Annotated in this window: 19 protein-coding genes and 1 pseudogene; 19 read left to right on the top strand and 1 reads right to left on the bottom strand. The window is 47.4% G+C overall.

All coding sequences use genetic code 11. The features are described from left to right. Positions 1–30: 30 nt before the first annotated feature. From mfd to T456_RS0113080, 8 genes and pseudogenes are all read left to right on the top strand, one after another. A pseudogene (mfd, locus tag T456_RS24160) lies at positions 31–2,530 on the top strand (transcription-repair coupling factor); the annotation flags it as partial. A gap of 621 nt (positions 2,531–3,151) precedes the next feature. Further along, positions 3,152–3,946, top strand: coding sequence for a hypothetical protein (locus T456_RS0113115; RefSeq protein WP_024866498.1), 795 nt, complete (start codon positions 3,152–3,154; stop codon positions 3,944–3,946). Between the two features lie 245 nt (positions 3,947–4,191). Then, the gene (locus tag T456_RS0113110; RefSeq protein WP_024866497.1) at positions 4,192–5,382 is read left to right on the top strand and encodes a pyridoxal phosphate-dependent aminotransferase; all 1,191 of its coding nucleotides are present in this window, start codon (positions 4,192–4,194) and stop codon (positions 5,380–5,382) included. Between the two features lie 127 nt (positions 5,383–5,509). Further along, the gene (locus T456_RS0113105; protein WP_024866496.1) at positions 5,510–6,157 is read left to right on the top strand and encodes a phosphatase PAP2 family protein; all 648 of its coding nucleotides are present in this window, start codon (positions 5,510–5,512) and stop codon (positions 6,155–6,157) included. Between the two features lie 126 nt (positions 6,158–6,283). Next, positions 6,284–6,841, top strand: coding sequence for a DUF6465 family protein (locus tag T456_RS0113100; protein WP_024865845.1), 558 nt, complete (start codon positions 6,284–6,286; stop codon positions 6,839–6,841). A 450-nt stretch (positions 6,842–7,291) separates the two neighbouring features. Next, positions 7,292–8,314, top strand: a complete 1,023-nt coding sequence (locus T456_RS0113090; protein WP_024866495.1) for a sugar kinase — start codon at positions 7,292–7,294, stop codon at positions 8,312–8,314. Positions 8,315–8,544: 230 nt separating this feature from the next. Beyond that, complete coding sequence (locus tag T456_RS0113085; protein ID WP_024866494.1) at positions 8,545–8,895, top strand: type II toxin-antitoxin system RelE/ParE family toxin; 351 nt, start codon at positions 8,545–8,547, stop codon at positions 8,893–8,895. Beyond that, positions 8,888–9,223 (top strand): helix-turn-helix domain-containing protein, encoded by a 336-nt coding sequence (locus tag T456_RS0113080; protein WP_024866493.1) that lies wholly within the window; start codon positions 8,888–8,890, stop codon positions 9,221–9,223. The genes T456_RS0113085 and T456_RS0113080 overlap by 8 nt, the downstream gene beginning before the upstream one ends. A 566-nt stretch (positions 9,224–9,789) precedes the next feature. Here the strand turns inward: T456_RS0113080 and T456_RS21490 are convergent. Continuing rightward, positions 9,790–10,929, bottom strand: coding sequence for a hypothetical protein (locus tag T456_RS21490; protein ID WP_024866257.1), 1,140 nt, complete (start codon positions 10,927–10,929; stop codon positions 9,790–9,792). Positions 10,930–11,419: 490 nt separating this feature from the next. On the opposite strand from T456_RS21490, the gene flgM reads away from it, so the two are divergent. The 11 genes from flgM to T456_RS0113020 all read left to right on the top strand — a co-directional run bounded on the left by flgM (position 11,420) and on the right by T456_RS0113020 (position 18,274). Continuing rightward, the gene (gene flgM / locus T456_RS0113070; RefSeq protein WP_024866256.1) at positions 11,420–11,698 is read left to right on the top strand and encodes a flagellar biosynthesis anti-sigma factor FlgM; all 279 of its coding nucleotides are present in this window, start codon (positions 11,420–11,422) and stop codon (positions 11,696–11,698) included. A 34-nt stretch (positions 11,699–11,732) separates the two neighbouring features. Next, entirely contained in the window at positions 11,733–12,251 is a 519-nt protein-coding gene (locus tag T456_RS0113065) for a flagellar protein FlgN (RefSeq protein WP_024866255.1), read from the top strand. A gap of 151 nt (positions 12,252–12,402) precedes the next feature. After that, positions 12,403–14,094 (top strand): flagellar hook-associated protein FlgK, encoded by a 1,692-nt coding sequence (gene flgK / locus T456_RS21485; RefSeq protein WP_024866254.1) that lies wholly within the window; start codon positions 12,403–12,405, stop codon positions 14,092–14,094. 31 nt (positions 14,095–14,125) lie between these two features. After that, a complete protein-coding gene (locus tag T456_RS0113055; RefSeq protein ID WP_024866492.1) occupies positions 14,126–14,626 on the top strand; it encodes a flagellar basal body protein in 501 nt (166 codons plus the stop codon). Continuing rightward, complete coding sequence (locus T456_RS24355) at positions 14,544–15,620, top strand: FlgK family flagellar hook-associated protein (RefSeq protein WP_155838110.1); 1,077 nt, start codon at positions 14,544–14,546, stop codon at positions 15,618–15,620. The genes T456_RS0113055 and T456_RS24355 overlap by 83 nt, the downstream gene beginning before the upstream one ends. After that, positions 15,601–15,744: a hypothetical protein gene (locus tag T456_RS22845; RefSeq protein ID WP_197026897.1), complete on the top strand. Its 144-nt coding sequence runs from the start codon at positions 15,601–15,603 to the stop codon at positions 15,742–15,744. The genes T456_RS24355 and T456_RS22845 overlap by 20 nt, the downstream gene beginning before the upstream one ends. A 25-nt stretch (positions 15,745–15,769) precedes the next feature. Continuing rightward, positions 15,770–15,985: a flagellar basal body rod C-terminal domain-containing protein gene (locus T456_RS0113040; protein WP_024866490.1), complete on the top strand. Its 216-nt coding sequence runs from the start codon at positions 15,770–15,772 to the stop codon at positions 15,983–15,985. Between the two features lie 171 nt (positions 15,986–16,156). Then, positions 16,157–16,300 (top strand): hypothetical protein, encoded by a 144-nt coding sequence (locus tag T456_RS22550; RefSeq protein ID WP_155838108.1) that lies wholly within the window; start codon positions 16,157–16,159, stop codon positions 16,298–16,300. A gap of 199 nt (positions 16,301–16,499) precedes the next feature. After that, positions 16,500–16,895, top strand: coding sequence for a hypothetical protein (locus tag T456_RS21480; RefSeq protein WP_024866489.1), 396 nt, complete (start codon positions 16,500–16,502; stop codon positions 16,893–16,895). Positions 16,896–17,548: 653 nt separating this feature from the next. Next, positions 17,549–17,902, top strand: coding sequence for a hypothetical protein (locus T456_RS0113025; RefSeq protein ID WP_024866488.1), 354 nt, complete (start codon positions 17,549–17,551; stop codon positions 17,900–17,902). 126 nt (positions 17,903–18,028) lie between these two features. Next, positions 18,029–18,274, top strand: coding sequence for a flagellin (locus tag T456_RS0113020; protein ID WP_024866487.1), 246 nt, complete (start codon positions 18,029–18,031; stop codon positions 18,272–18,274). The last annotated feature ends 23 nt before the right edge of the window (positions 18,275–18,297 follow it).

Genomic DNA, 18,297 nt, shown 5'->3' with positions numbered 1-18,297 from the left:
AAAATCTCTTTTCCCCGAAAAAGAGCTGGGACATTAAGGCAAGAAAGCATCGCGCCCTATAATAACAGCTTCGATACGCTGGTGAAGGACCTTAAGGATTACAAAGCCAAGGGCTACAGGGTGCTGATTCTTTCCGGTTCCAGGACCAGGGCAAAAAGAATTGTCGAGGACCTTAGGGACAATCTGGTAACGGCGTTTTACAGCGAGGACCCCGGAAGGGTGCTTTCCGCCGGCGAGATAATGACATATTATGGACGGATACTCAAGGGCTTTGAGTACCCGGATGTGAAGTTTGCGGTGATCGCAGAAGAGCGACATCTTTACCGAGCATGCCCGCAAGAAAAAGAAGAAAAAGAGCAAGTACCAGGGTGGAGAAGATCTCTGATTTCGCCGGACCTAAAGGTTGGAAGACTACGTGGTGCATGAGGATCACGGACTTGGGATCTACCGCGGTATTGAGAGATTGAGACTGATCACGTGGTGAAGGATTACATCAAGGTTGAGTATGGCGGAGGCGGAAACCTTTACGTGCTGGCTACGGGGCTGTCGGTCATTCAGAAGTACGCCTCAGGCGGCGATGATGAGAACGGGCATAAGCCAAAGCTCAATAAACTTGGGCACAGCAGAGTGGCACCATACCAAGAGTAAGGTCAAGGCTGCGGTAGAGGAAGTGGCCCAGGATCTGGTGGAGCTCTATGCAAAGAGGCAGCAGGCTCAAGGGTTTCCCGTTTGGTAAGGATACAGTGTGGCAGCAGGAGTTTGAGGATGCTTTCCCTTATCAGGAGACTGAGGGACCAGCTTCAGGCCATTGAGGATACCAAGCATGACATGGAGTCCTCGGGCATAATGGACAGACTAATCTGCGGTGACGTGGGATTTGGAAAGACTGAGGTTGCCATACGTGCGGCCTTTAAGGCGGTACAGGACGGTAAGCAGGTAGCTCTTTTGGTGCCTACGACCATTCTGGCGCAGCAGCATTACAATACATTTACCGAGAGAATGAGGGCCTTCCCTGTTCGAGTGGATCTGATGTCCCGCTTCAGGACTGCCTCCGAGCAGAAGAAGACGGTGGCGGATCTTAAGAAGGGCCTTGTGGATATTGTCATCGGGACGCATCGTCTTTTGTCCAAGGATGTGACCTATAAGGACCTTGGGCTTTTGATCGTGGACGAGGAGCAGCGCTTTGGTGTTACTCACAAGGAAAAAATAAAGGCCATGAAGGAGAACATAGACGTTCTTACTTTGACGGCGACACCTATTCCCAGGACTTTGCACATGTCCCTTGTGGGAATCAGGGATATGAGCCGTTCTGGAGGAAGCGCCTAACGACAGGCTTCCCATCCAGACCTATGTAATGGAGTACAATGACGAGCTGGTGCGCGAGGCGATTGTTCGTGAGTTGTCGAGGGGGGGCCAGGTTTACTATGTTTACAACAGGGTCAATACCATTGCAGATACGGCGGCGGCTATTCAGAAGCTGGTGCCTGAGGCCAATGTGGCTTTTGCCCATGGACAGATGAAGGAAGCTGAGCTTGAGCGCATCATGTACGACTTTATCGACGGGACTATTGATGTGCTGGTGTCCACGACTATCATTGAGACAGGGCTTGATATTCCGAATGTTAATACCATGATAATTCACGATTCGGATAAGATGGGACTTTCTCAGCTGTATCAGCTCAGGGGACGTGTCGGAAGATCCAATAAAACGGCCTATGCCTTCCTTATGTATAAGAGAGATAAGATGCTCAAGGAGGTTGCGGAGAAGAGACTTGCAGCGATCAAGGAATTCACTGACCTTGGAAGCGGCTTTAAGATCGCCATGCGTGACCTGGAGATCCGCGGCGCCGGTAGCCTTCTGGGCAAAAAGCAGAGCGGACATATGGCCGCAGTTGGATATGATATGTACTGCAAGATGCTGGGCGAAGCGGTCAAGATCAGGAAAGGCGACGAGGGCGATGTTGTGCTTGATGCAATAAACACCAGCATTGACCTTGATGTGGATGCTTATATCCCTGCGGAATATATTTTGAACGAAGAGCAGAAGCTGGAGATTTATAAGAGGATCGCCAGCCTTGAGAATTCCCAGGAGTGCGACGACATGCGGGATGAGCTCATTGACCGGTTCGGTGAGGTGCCGGAGCCCGTGGAGAACCTGCTTAGGATTTCGTTGCTACGTACTAAGGCCCATGATCTGTATATTATGGAGATCAATGGCGGAAGTACCGCAGGCAGCGTAAGCGGCGGCATTAGCAGCAGTGTCGGAAGTGCCGGAAACGAGTCTGCCGGCGGTGTTGGCAGCGGCGGCGCCGGGGAGATTGAAATCAAGATCAATCCTTCCGCAAAGATTGACGCCGGAAAGATTCCCGGCCTGATCGCATCCTATAAGGGCGCCATGGCCTTCCATCAGGCCGGCATACCTGCCTTTGTCTACAAGTACAAGAAGGACACTAATCCACGCAAGGCCGAGCAGCAGCTCCTTGCGGACGCCGAGAGCATTGTGGAGAAACTGGCGAGCCTGAGGGCGTGAGGGATTGGCGAGTGCTGAGTGCGGTACTTGCGTTTTGTGCTGTTTTGTGCGGGCGGTTTTGATTGGCTGCTTGTGTAGCTGCCTATGCGGCGGTTTGTGTAGCTGCTTATGCGGCGGTTTGGGCGCTAATATTTGTGCTCAATTCTATATTATTGTTTGTTTTAGGCACATGAGTTGGATAAATCATGTGCCTAATGTTTTATAATGTGCAGGGATGGGCACAGGAAAAACTACCATGTATGTGCAAACGTGTGCCGAGTGTTCAAGCCCTAAGTGGTATAGGCACATGTATACCTCTCGATATGCGGAATACTATTAAGAAAAGCTGTGCCGAAATATGGGAATAATAGGTGAATTAGGCATACTCATTTCAAGAAAACTGTGCTTAAGTTTGCTGTAATTAGATAGTTGGGCACATTAAGTTAAATCTGTGTTGAATTCGGCTATGCCACAAAACATCCTATAATCAGTATTCGGCACACATCATATACTTAAAGCAATATAAATGATTGACACTCTACCAGTATGTCAATTATAATAACCAAATGTCTAAGATATTCTTAGAAAATGCGCGCCGGTTCTAGGCGTTCAAAGCGCATTATCACATTTTAGGAGCTATATATGATATTAGAAGATTTACGTAAGGAGCAACTTCGCTTAGAGTCTCTTCTAATGTCCGCGAAGAAGGACATGGAACAGGCTCCGCAAGGAAGCCTTAGGATTACTCACACGGATGGAAGAGTAAGATTTCGCCATAGAGAAAATACACAGGATCGCTCCGGCATCTACATTCCCAAAGACAAGCTATCAATAGCCAAAGCCCTGGCGCAGAAGGCCTATGCCGGCAAATTCATAAAGACGATCGCGCCAAAACTGGACATGATCAGCGAGCTGATAAAGGAATATGAAATCAACTCATCCCAAGCGGTCTTCGAAGCTCAAAACGAGATCAGGCAGCAGCTGACAACGCCTTACATAATGAGCGACGAAGAATTCGTCCAAAAGTGGCTCGCCATTCCTTATGAGCCAAATCTCAAGCACCCAGAGAACAAGGATCAGACCACAGCCAATGGAGAGAAGGTTCGCTCAAAATCAGAGGTCATTATCGCAGACAATCTTAAGATTCTGGGTATTCCATACAAGTACGAAGCACCACTCACGCTTCCCAACAACATCACTATCTACCCGGATTTCACCTGCCTGAATGTCAAACGCAGAAAGGTCATTTATTATGAGCACTTCGGCCGGATGGGGGATCCTGAATACCGGGACAGGGATTTCTTCTGGAAGCTTAGGCAATATGAGTCCGCAGGTATCATCCAAGGGAAAAAACTCATCATGACCTTCGAAGACGAAGACCATCATTTTGATTTCTCATCATACAAAAACACAATAGAAGAGCACCTATTAAAATAGAATATATCAAAGCAGACAATTCATAATCATCCCGCGTCGCCATTCATCTAACCACTCCCCGATTCACATGCCACTTTAATGATGTAAACTGTTAAACATTGTGCTATAATCATACAGATACATGACTAAGCCTGCGCATCACAGGAAGACACAGCACCGGCCACCCGGAGACAACTGCCGGGGCGGTAACTTACTGCCACACCTGCGATCCGCAGCCTATACTATAAATAATCCGGAGGAGCACAATGATTAACGAAACCTATAAGAACATGCTTGGCGCAAAATCCGTGATCCGCGAACTGTCTGAATATGCTACAGCCCGCGGCAAGGAAATAGGATATGAAAACGTCTTTGACTTCAGCCTCGGAAATCCCAGTGTTGAAGTGCCAAAGTCCTTTACGGATGAGATGATAAGACTGCTTCAGGAAGAGGACACCATGACACTTCATGGATACACCCCCAGCCTTGGCAACCCATTATATAAGGAAAAGATAGCAGAGTCTCTGAATAGACGTTTTGACATGAACTACGGACCGGAGCATATCTTCCCCACAACAGGAGCGGCCGGCGCCATCTCCCACGCAGTTCGCGCGGTGACAAAGCCCGGAGATGAGGTGCTTACATTTGCGCCCTACTTCCCTGAGTACGGCCCGTACATTACAGGCGCAGGCCTTAAGCTTTCCGTGGTTCCTGCTGATACAGAGACTTTCCAGATCAACTTCGACAAGTTCCTGGAGATGCTGAATCCCAATGTCATGGCGGTTCTTATCAATACTCCAAACAACCCGTCAGGCGTTGCATATTCAACGGAGACCCTCAAAAAGCTGGCAGCGATCCTAACTGACAAATCTCAGGATTACGGACATGCCATTTTCCTGCTTTCCGACGAGCCCTACAGAGAGATTGTATTCAAAGGCGCAGACGCACCCTACGTTTCCAAGTTTTACGACAACACCTTGAGCTGCTATTCCTTCTCCAAGTCCCTGTCACTTCCCGGAGAAAGAATCGGCTACGTCGCTGTAAATCCCGCCTGCGAGGGCGCTGATGTCATAGTTCCCATGTGCGGCCAGATTTCCAGAGGCACCGGCCACAACTGCCCGCCGTCCATCATTCAGCAGGCAGTGGCTGCAGTTTGCAATGAGACCGCAGACTTGTCAGTATACGAGACCAACATGAACATCATTTACGATACCCTGATCGACCTTGGTTTCACTGTGGTCAGGCCCGGCGGAACCTTCTACATCATGCCCAAGGCTCTCGAAGAGAGCTCCATCGAGTTCTGTAAAAAAGCCAAGGACTACGACCTGATTTTCGTGCCCACCGATGGATTCGGAGCCCCCGGCTTCTTCCGCATGGCTTACTGCATCGATACGGAAAAAGTGGAGCGTGCCATGGTTCAGCTCCGCAAATTCGTGAGCGAAGTATACGGCAGGTAACAATTTCGCTGTAGATAAACAGAGGCCAAGACCGTATACGCAGGGCAAACACATAGGATTGCAAGCTCCTACCAGCAATCCTAAATTCATATACAAAGAAAATCATATAAATATAGAGGGAAAAGAAATGGAAACAAAAATCAAAAATTACATCAGGCCATTGGCACTTCTTGCGATAACCGTAATTTTCTCAGTGCTGGCCACAGTCGTTGACCGCCAGGCCATCGGCCCCGACAATACAGTAGTTGGCTTTGCAAGCCTCAACGGCGCTTTCGCCGGAAGGTTCGGCTACAACAGCCTTTTCGACACCATCTCCGATGTGGCAATGGTGGTTGCTTTTGCAGTAGTGGCATCTTTTGCAATACTGGGCATCTACAAGCTCATCAGGGAAAAGAGCCTTAGCAAGGTTGGAAAGGTCATCATCGGCCTGGGAATTCTTTATGTCGTAGTGGCAGTCATCTATGTTGTCTTCGGCAAGATTCCCATCAACTACAGACCCGTGCTTCAGCCCGGAGAAACAGAGCTTGAAACATCCTATCCTTCAACTCATACACTTATAATCTGCAGCGTCCTGGGCAGTGCAATCCCTGCATGGAAAAGACTCATCAAGAATCCCACAGTCTTCAAAGTGCTGAAGATTGCTGCATTTGCAGTGATAGTAGTCGGCGTAGCCGCCAGATTGTTTGCCGGTGTGCATTGGCTGACCGATATTTTCGCAGGAATACTGTTCTCGCTGACACTGATAACCTTTTATACCGCATGGAGCTTGGATTAATTTTGATATCGGCTCAGAGAATGCGTTGACAAGGGAAGTTAATGAGTGTAAACTCTATTCCGTAATCACTTTATTGTTTTAACGAGTTACATAAATCCAATGTGATTTTGAGGAGGAAAACAAGAAATGGCTGAGATTAAAAAGACAGAGGTAGCTAAGCCTGTTGCAACTATTAAGACCCCCGTTGCTGCAGAAGCTAAGGCTGCAGCACCCGTAGTAAAGGCAGAAGAGAAGAAGGCTGAGGTTAAGGCAGAGGCTAAGAAGGCTACAGCAGCTAAGAAAGCTCCCGCCAAGAAGGCAGCACCTGCTAAGAAGGCAGCTCCCGCTAAGAAGGCAGAGCCTAAGAAGGAAGAAGTTAAAAAGGAAGAAGTTAAAAAGGCAGAGGCTAAGAAGCCTGCAGCTAAGAAGGCTACAGCAGCTAAGAAAGCTCCCGCTAAGAAGGCAGCACCTGCTAAGAAGGCAGCAGCTCCCAAGGAAGCAGCAGTTACAGCTAACATCGAGCTTCAGTATTCATACAAGCACATCTCTTATGACGAGCTTGTTCAGAACGCTAAGAACAACTACCAGTATGAGATGGGTGGAAACGTAGATGAGATCACAAAGCTCAGCATCTATGTAAAGCCTGAGGAAGACGCTGCATACTATGTTGTGAACGACAAGGTACAGGGCAGAATCGGTCTTTGATCTTTCAAATAATATAATTGCTCAAACGTATATCAGACAGGCGTGGCCACTCGGTCGCGCCTGTTTTTTGTTGCACAAGACCGGCAAGCGAATGGATGCTTGCATACAAATTCATTTGCCGGTCGTAAGGACATGGAGCACGAAGTGCGGAATGTCTGTGTGCAGAATCGAGTAGGAGTCAGCCTACTCGATTGCACAAGACCGGAAAATATGATGCCAAGACCGTTCATAGCGATCATTAAAAAGTATCTGGAAACTTTCAGGAAAGCAAAACCTGATAGAAAGACCCTGGGTAAACTGAATGAGTGTGTTCAAGATATTCCACAATGAAGCAAATGTAAGCTCTTACACATGAATATCCTATATTATAAGATGAGAGTACAAAAGACTTTCGACAATGTGTCGATGGAAGCCACAGTATTTTTTCACCGGAATAAAGGGGGACCTGCCATGTGTGAGAGTAAATTCGATCTGCTGACCTTTGGAGAGATCATGCTCAGACTTTCTCCGCCCAATTATGAGCGCATGACCAGAGGAGATATTTTTGACAAAAGAGCCGGCGGCTCCGAGTTTAATGTTGCTTCGGGCGTTGCACTTCTGGGACTGAGAACCGGCGTGATCTCAAGGATTCCCCGGAACGCTCTGGGGACTTTCATCAAGAACAGGATCAGGTTCGAGGGAGTATCCGACGACTACCTTATATATGATGATTCCGATGATGCAAGGCTTGGCATCTACTATTATGAAAACGGTGCGGCACCAAGAAAGCCTTCAATTGTCTATGACAGAAAAAACTCATCCATCACCAGGATCTCCCTGGATGAACTGCCACAGAGCATGTTCACTTCCACGAGGATGTTCCACACCAGCGGAATAACCCTGGCCCTTAACAGGAACACCTGCGAAGTGACCACTGAGATGATAAGACGGTTCAAGGAGGGGGGAGCCACTGTTTCTTTTGACTGCAACTACAGGGCGAACCTCTGGAGCGAAGAAGAGGCCAGGGCAGCCATAAAGAAAATTCTGCCGTACGTGGACGTTCTCTTTGTGTCTGAGGAGACTTCGAGGCGCATGATGCAGAAGGAGGAAACTCTGGCGGACATCATGAAGAGCTACACCACCGAGTATCCCATCAAGGTGGTTTGCACGACTCAGCGTGAGGTCATAAGTCCCAGGAAGCACAACTTTACGTCAACCATCTACGATGCCGCGCAGGATAAGCTTTTCACTGAGGAGCCCTACAAAGACATCGATGTCATCGACAGGATTGGCTCCGGGGATGCCTATGTTTCCGGCGTTTTATACGGACTTCTTAAATACAATGATGTTGAGAAGGCTCTGGAATACGGCAATGCCACATCCAGTGTGAAGAACACGATCCCGGGAGATCTTCCCGCCAGCGACCTGAATGAGATCGACGGTATTATCAGAAACCACAAGGCTACGGGACCGGTTAGTGAACTAAACAGGTAGGTTAATAGCTATAAAAGCGGCAGCTGCGATTTATACTCGCAGCTGCCGCTTTTGTGCAATAATTCTTTAGAAATCTTAAGAAATTTTGACGGTAAATCTTAAGATTTGTCTGTTATTCTGTTTAAGTCTGCTCCGATCGGAGCAACCGCTGCAATCCCACTTGGCGGAATCACCAACAAAGATTGACACCCTATTGAATGGGGCATTACAATAATGATACCAGGAGGAATATGACAAGAACATTTATACAGACCAATGAGTTTTCAAATAATTGGGACAGGCTTGGGTTTGATGATGAGGATCTACGCTGGTTAGAGAATGAAATAATGAAGGATCCGAAAAAGTATCCTGTTATTAAAGGCACCGGTAGCCTTAGGAAAGCTCGGATAGCTATGAATAACAGAGGAAAAAGTAAAAGTGCGCGAGTATGCTATGTTGATTTTCTAATTGCAGAAACGGTATATTTGATAACTGTATATGGGAAGAATGAAAAAGATAATCTTTCTATGCAGGAAAGGCGTGATATCAAAAAGATGATTGAGGCATTGGAGAGAAATCTGGGAGGTAAACGAGATGAATAAGAAGAGTGTTTATGCAAGTATAATGACGGGACTCAATGAAGCAATTGAGGATTCTGTAAGCGAAAAGCCTATTCTGAAGCGCCATAAAGTAGTTGTGGAACCAATTAAGACATATGCAGCTGATGATGTAAAACGCATACGAAATACTACGGGAATGTCTCAGAAGATATTTGCCAGTTACCTTGGCGTGTCATGCAAAACTGTCGAGGCCTGGGAGGCCGGGACAAATAAGCCTTCGGGAATTGCCAGTCGTTTTTTAATGATGATGGAAATGGATAAGGACCTGGTGATTAAATTCCCTTTTGTCAGCAATGCGGTAACGAAGTAACAGGAATATATTAGTTGCAATTTATAATTAGTTTTATTTGGGAAAAGACATAACACTCCCCACCACTCATGATATTAAGCTTGAATGGTGGGGAGTGTTTTAAATTCCCTTTTACATTTGTGTTGATGATAATTATGGCTGGTATAGACTGATTCTCAGATTGCGTAATTGGATATATGCTGAGGACTTACAAGATTTCGATGATTTCGGCAACGGCACTTCCGACGCATTTGTCTGTTATGGAGTTTTGCGTCGGTGATATTTGCGAAATAATGTAAAGAATTCACGAAACACAAACGCTATCACGATAATCAAGTGCTCAAACAGGCTATTTGTCGATATAGCGTCAAGTTTTTGGGATATTTTACCGACTCAATCAGCTTGTAGAATGCTTTGCGTCGGAGAGGACTCAATTCACATATCCCTCGGCATACAGCGCCTAATCACTTCCAACACAAGAAAAAAACAATTCTCATTTGTACAATAGAAACACTTTTGTAAATAGGGCGTTTTTTAATTAAGAAATCGTGTAAATAAGCATATGGTTGAGATAATGACACATCGGTTTACAGTGCGGCAAGGTCTACCTGCTGGACGGTGCCAACGCCACCGCTCTCCTTCAGGAAGATGCCGGAGGAGCGGGTCACGCCGGTGACTCTGAAATCAGCAGCCCCTGCGCCGATAAGACCACCTGCGCCTGCGTCGCCAAGACCTGATCCGTCGAATCCGCCAAGGCCATTAACGCCGCCAAATCCGCCGAAGTGACTAAACTGCGTTTCGGCGCTGCCAAGATAGATGGCGCCTACGTCGGCTTCCTTGAGGCTAAGCAGTGTATCGGTGCCGTCTTCGCCCCGGAGCCAGACACGGAGCTGATCGTAGATTTCGTCGCTCTCATCGATCCAGCCGTTACCGTCGCCATCGTACCCGCGAAGGTCCTCGAAGCCGTTGCCGCTCTTTGTTCCAAAGAGCTCCGATCCGTCCCCGATCCTGCCGTCGCCGTTTCGGTCATAAGCAAGGAATCCGCTGCCGGCGCCAAGGTTTGAGACTTTCTCATCAACGCCGTCGCAGTCCAGGTCAAAGTAGAAGGACTGGTCGCTGATGTGGGTCACCCCTGAATCAACATTGATCACCAGTGGATCGATGAGGTTAACCGCAGAGCTCATGCTAATGCCGGCATATTCGCACAGGCGCCTGGACATTGAGAACTGAACCCCGAAGTCAATGACCCGGCCGTCTTCAGTGAGGGCAGTGCCGCTTCCTGAAAAGGTGGTGGACTCCTCCTCCATGTGGACCGCAGTTATCGTGGTAGTACGGACAAAGGAGCCGCCACTCAGCATATTAGCGGTGTTCTCCAGGGTACCCTGATAGCCTCGTTTGCTCCTGCCTCCGTCAAGGAACTGCAAGAGCCTCAGGATCCGCTCCAGGAGCGTTGCCCGAAGATTGGCGATCTGTTCCTCCAAAGACGATTCCACGGGAGAGAGGTAATCGGACTTTGAGGGTTTCAGCGACGTGTAGCTTTCACTGCTAAGGGGCAGATCACCCCGGCCGGTTTCTGTGATATCGACAGAATCCAGCTTTTTTTCCTGGTCTATCAGACTGTCCATAAAGGAACCCCGGGTCACCACTCCGCTTTGGATGGTCACGGTGTTCTCCTCATAGTAGGTCCGGTTGGAGACCAGATTTACGTTACTTTGTGCAATTTTCATGGTACCTCCTTATCTTTCTGCGAAGGTCCATGGCACAAAAAAATGAACCTTCACGTATGATGAAGATTTCTCATCCATGAAGATCCATGCTTTCCCTAGCTGTCAGAATATATATCGGCACAGCTCTTTTTCCTCATGACATCAAAATGAAAAGACTAAATATTCTGACATTTTAATCCGGATGTTCAGAGCCAAGACTCGAAAACGCGAAGCCACAAAATCTTAAAAAAAAATAAAAAATGCTCTAAAGTTTTTCAAGAAAGGGTCGATATATTTAACGACGGAACGAATGGGCAGAATGAAAAAGCCCGGAATTGTAAGGAAACAAGCGTAACTGATAACATTTTAATATACGCCCTGAAAGTTTTTTGATCATTATTTAAGGCCCGAAGGTTTTGGGGAAAACTTTTCGGAAAAAGCTAAAGTAATGAAGACATCTACCGATAAATGTAGTAGAAAACAAAAATCTTCCAGGGAAGGAGGAAAAGATATGCGAATAGAAGCATACAGTCAGGTTCAGCAGATTTACTCAAACAGCAAAATAAGCAAACCACAGGCAGCAAAGAAGACCGGTGATGTACGTGATACAGTATCGTTCTCTTCGATTGGAAAAGATATCCAGGTTGCCAAACAGGCTGTGAACAATGCACCCGACATCAGGGAAGATAAGGTTGCATCGTTAAAAGCTGCTATTAAAAATGGTACTTATGATGTGAGTGGAGAGGCTTTTGCTGATAAGTTACTGGCAAAATACGACGAGCTTTTCTAAAGCAGCATCAATTTAATACAGGAGGATGATCTCAGTGGCTAGTTTAGTCGAGAATCTGGTTGAAATACTTGACCAGGAATGCACATTATACGAGAAATTACTGGGATTATCGAGCCGCAAGACAACCATTATCATCAAAGGTGATCTTGAGGCACTTGCAGAAATCACGGATGAGGAGCAGTGCATAATCGGCGGTATCCAGGGGCTGGAGAAACAGCGCGAAACAGCCATGAAGGATATTGCGAATGTACTTAACAAGGATGTTAATTCATTGAAACTGACCGAGCTGATCCAGATATTGGACAAAAGACCTGTGGATCAGAAGAAACTGGCATTCCAACGCGATAGGCTCGTTGGCGTTGCGGACAATGTCAGACGTGTAAACGGACAGAACCAGCAGTTACTGGAAAGTTCCTTAGAGATGGTTCAGTTCGAAATGAACATCATCCAGGCGGCTAAAATGGCTCCACAGACGGCGAATTACTCAAGAGCTGCAGGCACTACAGGCGAATGTTTAGGTTACACATCGGGCGGGTTTGATGCAAAGCAGTAACGTACCACTTTCAAAGTGGTACGGATGCATGTAGATAATCCACCCGGGTGAATACCGTAGAATCGCGGTAGTGTCTTTTTTATACCCATTTTTAGCGGGAGCGCAGCGGAGCAATCCGCATCGCGCACTTATATATAGGAGGACCATCAACATGTCACTCATGGCCAACTTATATGTGGGAGCTTCAGGACTGACGGTTTCCCAGAACGCCCTGAACACCACGGCCCACAACATGGCGAACCTTGATACCACAGGTTATACAAGGCAGCAGGTTTCCCAGGGAACCAGGGCATATCAGACCATAGAAAGAAAATACAACACCATCGCCCTTAAGCAGATAGGAACCGGCGTTAACTACAATAATTGTAAGCAGGTAAGAAGCACCTTCCTGGATCTCTCCTACAGGACAGAGACCGGAAGAGGTGCCTTTTATGATGTTTCCCTGAAGGCCATTGAGGAGATTGAGGATCAGCTGCAGGAGCTTAACGGATCGGAATTCGCCCAGTCCATGAATAACCTCTGGGTTTCCGTTCAGGAGCTGGCAAAAGATCCGTGCTCAGCCGTTACACAGAGTTCCTTCGTAACAAGAGCAAACGAGTTTTTGACAAGAGCTAAGAGCGTATACGACGGACTTACCGATTACCAGGAGAACCTTGATTCCACGGTAAAAGATATGGTGGATAACATCAACAAGTACGGCGACAGAATACAGCAGCTCAATCATGACATTGTTGACATTGAGTCCGGCAAACAGGAAAAGGCCAACGACCTTCGAGATGAGAGAAACCTCCTTCTTGATAAGCTGGCTGAATACGGAAGAATAGATTATCAGGAAGACACTTTCGGAAATGTGCTGGTTCTTTTTGAAGGATCATCATTTGTAACTTCCGATCATGTCAACCATATGGCAATAGATACAAGCTTATCGGAAGATGACGGCGGAACAGCTGCCGGTTATGCAACACCTTACTGGGAATACGCAGCAGTTACAGAGATCAAGCCCAACGGAACAAAAGAAGTTGTTTCTATCAAGGGTGCGCATGTTTTTGACCTGTCACAGCCTGTGTCAACAGTTACCAACACCGACATCGGCAAGCTTAAATCAGTGCTCCTTGCAAGAGGTGATCACCAGGCAACCTACCATGACATCATGGAGGATCCTCAGCACTACAGCGATAGGATTTCCCAGTCAGTCATCATGAATATTCAGGCCGAGTTTGACAACATGGTACACAACATGATGACAGCCATCAACGACATCATGACCATGGCAGAGAGTAATCCCGCAACACTGGATCCCACAAAGGGCGCCGCTTCCGATTTTACCCTCTTTGTTTGCGCCAACCCCACAGACAGACTTATCTACAACATAGGTAAGGATGAGGGCGGCAATGTTAAGTATCCGGCAGGTGAGATTCCCACAGGCTTCACCATCAAGAACTCCCAGGTGAACCCGCTGATGATCCAGGAGCCTACTCTCTTCACCTTCAGAACAATAGACGGAAGCGAAGACAACGCAACAACCACTAAGATCAAAGAAGCTTTTACAAAAGAGACATATGTGCTCAACCCCAACGTCACCACCAAGAACAGCTTCATTACCTATTACAACAGCCTGGTTTCACAGGTAGCCAACTCCGGTGATGTTTATAAGAGCATAAAGGAGGCACAGGAACAGACAGTTTCCTCCGTTGAATCCGCCAGAGAGCAGATCGTCGGAGTATCAAGCGACGAGGAACTTGAATTCATGATCATGTTCCAGAATGCTTACAACGCCTCAAGCCGATATATAAATGTAGTAAGTGAAATGCTTGAACACCTTGTATCTACTTTGGGAGCATAAAATAGCCCCAAAGCATAAGGAGAAAAAAGATATGGTATCACAATTCTTTGGACTGAACATCGCAGCATCGGGACTTAGGGCAGCAAATGCAGCTCTTAACACCACAGCCAACAACATATCCAATGCCAACACCGATGGCTACAGCAGGCAGCAGGTGAAGCAGGAGGCGACAGATGCCCTCAGGGTCTTTGCCACCTACGGCTGCGCCGGAGCAGGCGTTGATACCCTTGCGATTGAGAGAGTGAGGGACAGCTTCTACGATGTAAAGTTCAGGAATAACGAGACACTCCTCGGGGAGGTTTCCCAGAAGAACTACTACAACGGACTTATCGAGGACTACCTGAACGACGACGGAACTACCGGATTCTCATCTCTTTTCAATAAGATGGAAGCAGCAATGGAGTCCAGTGATGACAGCTGCCGGCACAACCGAGACCAAGTCAGCCTTCATGTCCAGCTTAAAGAGTGTTACCGAGTATTTCAACAACGTATACGACAGCATTCAGGGCCTTCAGTCCGACATAAACTCTGAGGTTAAGCTTTGCGCCGACAGAGTAACCTCAATGGCAAAAGAGATAGCTTCAATAAATAAACAGATCAACATAATCGAGATGACAGGCACTGTCGCCAACGAACTCAGAGACAAAAGAGATATGCTGGTGGACGACCTGTCTAAGATTGTTTCGGTTGAGACCAAGGAATCTCCCATCATCGACGAGACCCAGCCCGACAGAAATACCGGCGCCACAAGGTTCCAGGTGTGGGTTGCGGGCGGCTATGAGCTGGTTGATACCTACGAATTCAAGCAGATGATCTGCGTTTCAAGAGCAGAAGGCGCTCCCACCAATCAGAACGACATCAACGGACTTTTCGATATAAAGTGGGCAGGAAGCAACTACAGAGACGGAGATAACGTAGCAGAGCTTGCAAACTTCTCACTGGATTCAAAGCTCATAGGCGGCGAGCTTCAGGGGCTTCTGGCTTTGAGAGACGGAAACAACAATCAGTACTTCCACGGCAAATGCCCTGCAGGCGGCGTTGAGCAGAAGACTGACGGTACAGTTGTTGTTACCGTAAATGTTACGGATTCATATCTCCAGGATATGGCAAAGTGTACTCTTCCTGCAGAAGGTTCCATCAAGATCGGCGCCAAGTATTACAAGTATGACAGCTGGGGCTACAACGGAGAGTCCACCTACGAGTTCAGATTAAATCCCGAGAACATCTCCAGTATTCCCGATCCCGGAACCAACGTGTCCATCGGCTATGCCAACAGCTATCAGGGAATACCATATTACATGGAGCAGATGAATGAGTGGATCAGACACTTCTCAGAGGAAGTGAACAAGATCATGGTAACGGGTTACACCTCAGACTCCCTCCAGGGCGTGAATCTTTTTGACCGGTGCCATGGATACAAACTCAGCCGCAGAGTACAGCTACGAGCAGCTGACTTCTCTTTCAGAGTACAAGGGCTACTACTTCCTCAAAGGCGGGAACTTTACAGTGAACTCGGTTGTTCTTGATAATTCCGACAGGCTGGCAACCAAGGCCGATCTCACCGAGGGTGAGTCGAGTTTTGGCAACTTAAAGAGCCTCAAGAACATGCTTGATACACTGAAGATTTTTCAGAGGAGCATCTTCAGGTGAATTCCTGACCAAGGTACTTGGTGATGTGGCCCTGAACAAGAGCAATTCCAATACTCTTGAAGAGACCTACACTTCTTTGGAGAACACCATCAAGAATCAGAGACTGTCAGATGCCGGCGTCGATGAGGACGAAGAAGCCGCTAACCTGGTTAAATACCAGAACGCATATACACTTTCATCAAAGATGATCCAGACACTTACGGAAATTTATGACAGATTGATACTTCAGACCGGAGTGTAATGGTCCGATAATATATTTTGAAAATCTAATAATCTGCACGGATGCGCTTTTTTTCGGGACAATGGACTGTCCCTTTTCCTAAACTGAGATAGATAATCTCTGATTTTCGTGATCGAAGTTTGTTCCGGCGAGCAAAGCGAGAGCGGAACTACCTTGTGAAAGGAGCTTTAAATGCGCATCACCAACAAGATCATGCAGAACAATTCACTGTACAATATAAATAACAACAAGGTTACGGAGGACCAGCTCAACACCATGATGGCCCACGGGAAAAAAGATAAACGAGGCCCTCCGATGATCCTGTTATTGCCATAAGAGCTCTGAGGCTTCGCAGCAACGTTACACAGCTGTCTCAGTACTACGAGAAGAACGCCAAGGATGCTCAGAGCTGGCTGGAAGTAACTGCGGATGCGCTCTCAACGGTGACATCCGTTCTTACTGACTGCGTAAAACAGGCAACCAAGGGCGCCAACAAGGACCTTACTCTGATGATCTTTCCACCATTATTTCCCAGATGGACGCTCTTTCAGATGAGTACTACGCTACAGGAAATGTGGACTACGCAGGACGATATATCTTTACCGGATACAGAACAGACACGGCACTGACCTTCGAGAAGGCCTCCACTGCCGATTACAGAGATATCAACGATGAGTTCACCGCAGGGGCTGTTAGCACCTCCAGCAGAATTGTAGGCAAGCACCTTCTTGATTCTTCCACTATCTTAAATGACAATTCCTCAGCAACACTGGAAAGTCAGATCATTGAAACCACAGTAGGAAGGATCCGCCTCTCCTATGACAACTTAAATTACAGATACGGCGAGGGCAGCGAGGTTGAGCTCAAGTTCAGACAGGACATGAAGCCAGCCTGCAACCAGCAGCGTTTCCACCACAAAGCCCACCATTGACCTTACCTTCAGGATGAAGATGGCGTTAACAAGATACGTGGCACTGCCCCATCAACTCACCGGCAACCGACTTCCAGGTTACAAGCGAGGTATCACCTACAAGGCCACTTAAGAATGGTGACGGCCACCTACAATATCACCGGAATCGACGCCGTAAAACGGAAAGACTTACGAATTTTACCTTACATCGGAAGGTCTTTTTGATGACAATAAGAGAACAAAGAGCCCTTCAGTTATCCAGTCGGCAAACACCGAGATCGTTAACAGGCAGGTTTCCACAGTTACCTACACCACTGAGGGATGGACAGATCCCGCCTCTTGAGGTACCGCTTCTTCCCCGCAATCGGACAGAGCTACTCCATGAGTCTTAGCCGCGAGGGATATTTTTGCCTACGGTGAACAGTGACGGAACGATGACAGTGAAGAACAACATTGCTACTGATAACGGCGACGGCACCTACAGCAATCAGGTGGTTCAGCCTCACAGGAAACGGCAGCGTACATTCCTCTTATATATAAAACAACGCTTGTGATGGACGAGGAGCACATTTTATATATAACCAGTACCGAGCAGCAGATTGACGATGCCTACGAGGATCTTTACAACAATCCCACCGGAATGAGGGGCATACCTCAACGCAGCAACCGGCGAGGTGCTCCTTAACAAGGAACTCAGGGACAAAGCTCTCCACCCTTCCAATATCATCAATGCCAACAGCATCGACGTGGTTTACGACAAGAAGGAGTGGATAAAGGGTGACATCAGACCCGAAGAACCTGTTCTCAACCAATTATATATAGATGAGAACGGAAAAGAATCCTGTACAACAAAGGGAACAGCGAACCATGATATAGCTTACGATGTGGGCTTCGCACAGTCGGTAGTGGTAAACACAACGGCAGACACGGTTTTCACCACAAATGTGAAAAGAGATGTGGATGACCTTTTCAAAGATGCTGGGCGAACTTCAGCAGCTGGCCACAATTATAAAGACTCTGAAGGATAAAAAGGAAGCAGAGCTGTTGGAGAGGACCAAAAGCTCAAAGTCGGCCAGGAACTTGCCTCAGCGCAGAAGGCATATGACTACCTCAGAGAAGAGCTCCAGCAGGAATTCGAGCACAAGATCACGTCCATGCAGAAGTCATTGGATGTAGCCAACATCGCAGTTACCGACAACGGCACAAGAACGAAGAGACTCGATCTTATCAATTCCCGCCTTATGGATCAGACCACAACCTTTAAGACATTGCAGTCCGACAACGAGGACATCGACCTTGCAGAGGCAGCAACACAGCTCACCACAGCTCAGATTACCTATGAGGCCAGCCTCATGGCGACAGGCAAGATCAGCCAGACTTCACTGATGAACTATATCTAATGAGAGGTGCTGAAGCACCGACA

Source organism: Butyrivibrio sp. FCS014, assembly GCF_000526935.1.
Taxonomy (GTDB): domain Bacteria; phylum Bacillota; class Clostridia; order Lachnospirales; family Lachnospiraceae; genus Butyrivibrio.
This window is presented reverse-complemented; position numbering and strand designations above follow the sequence as displayed.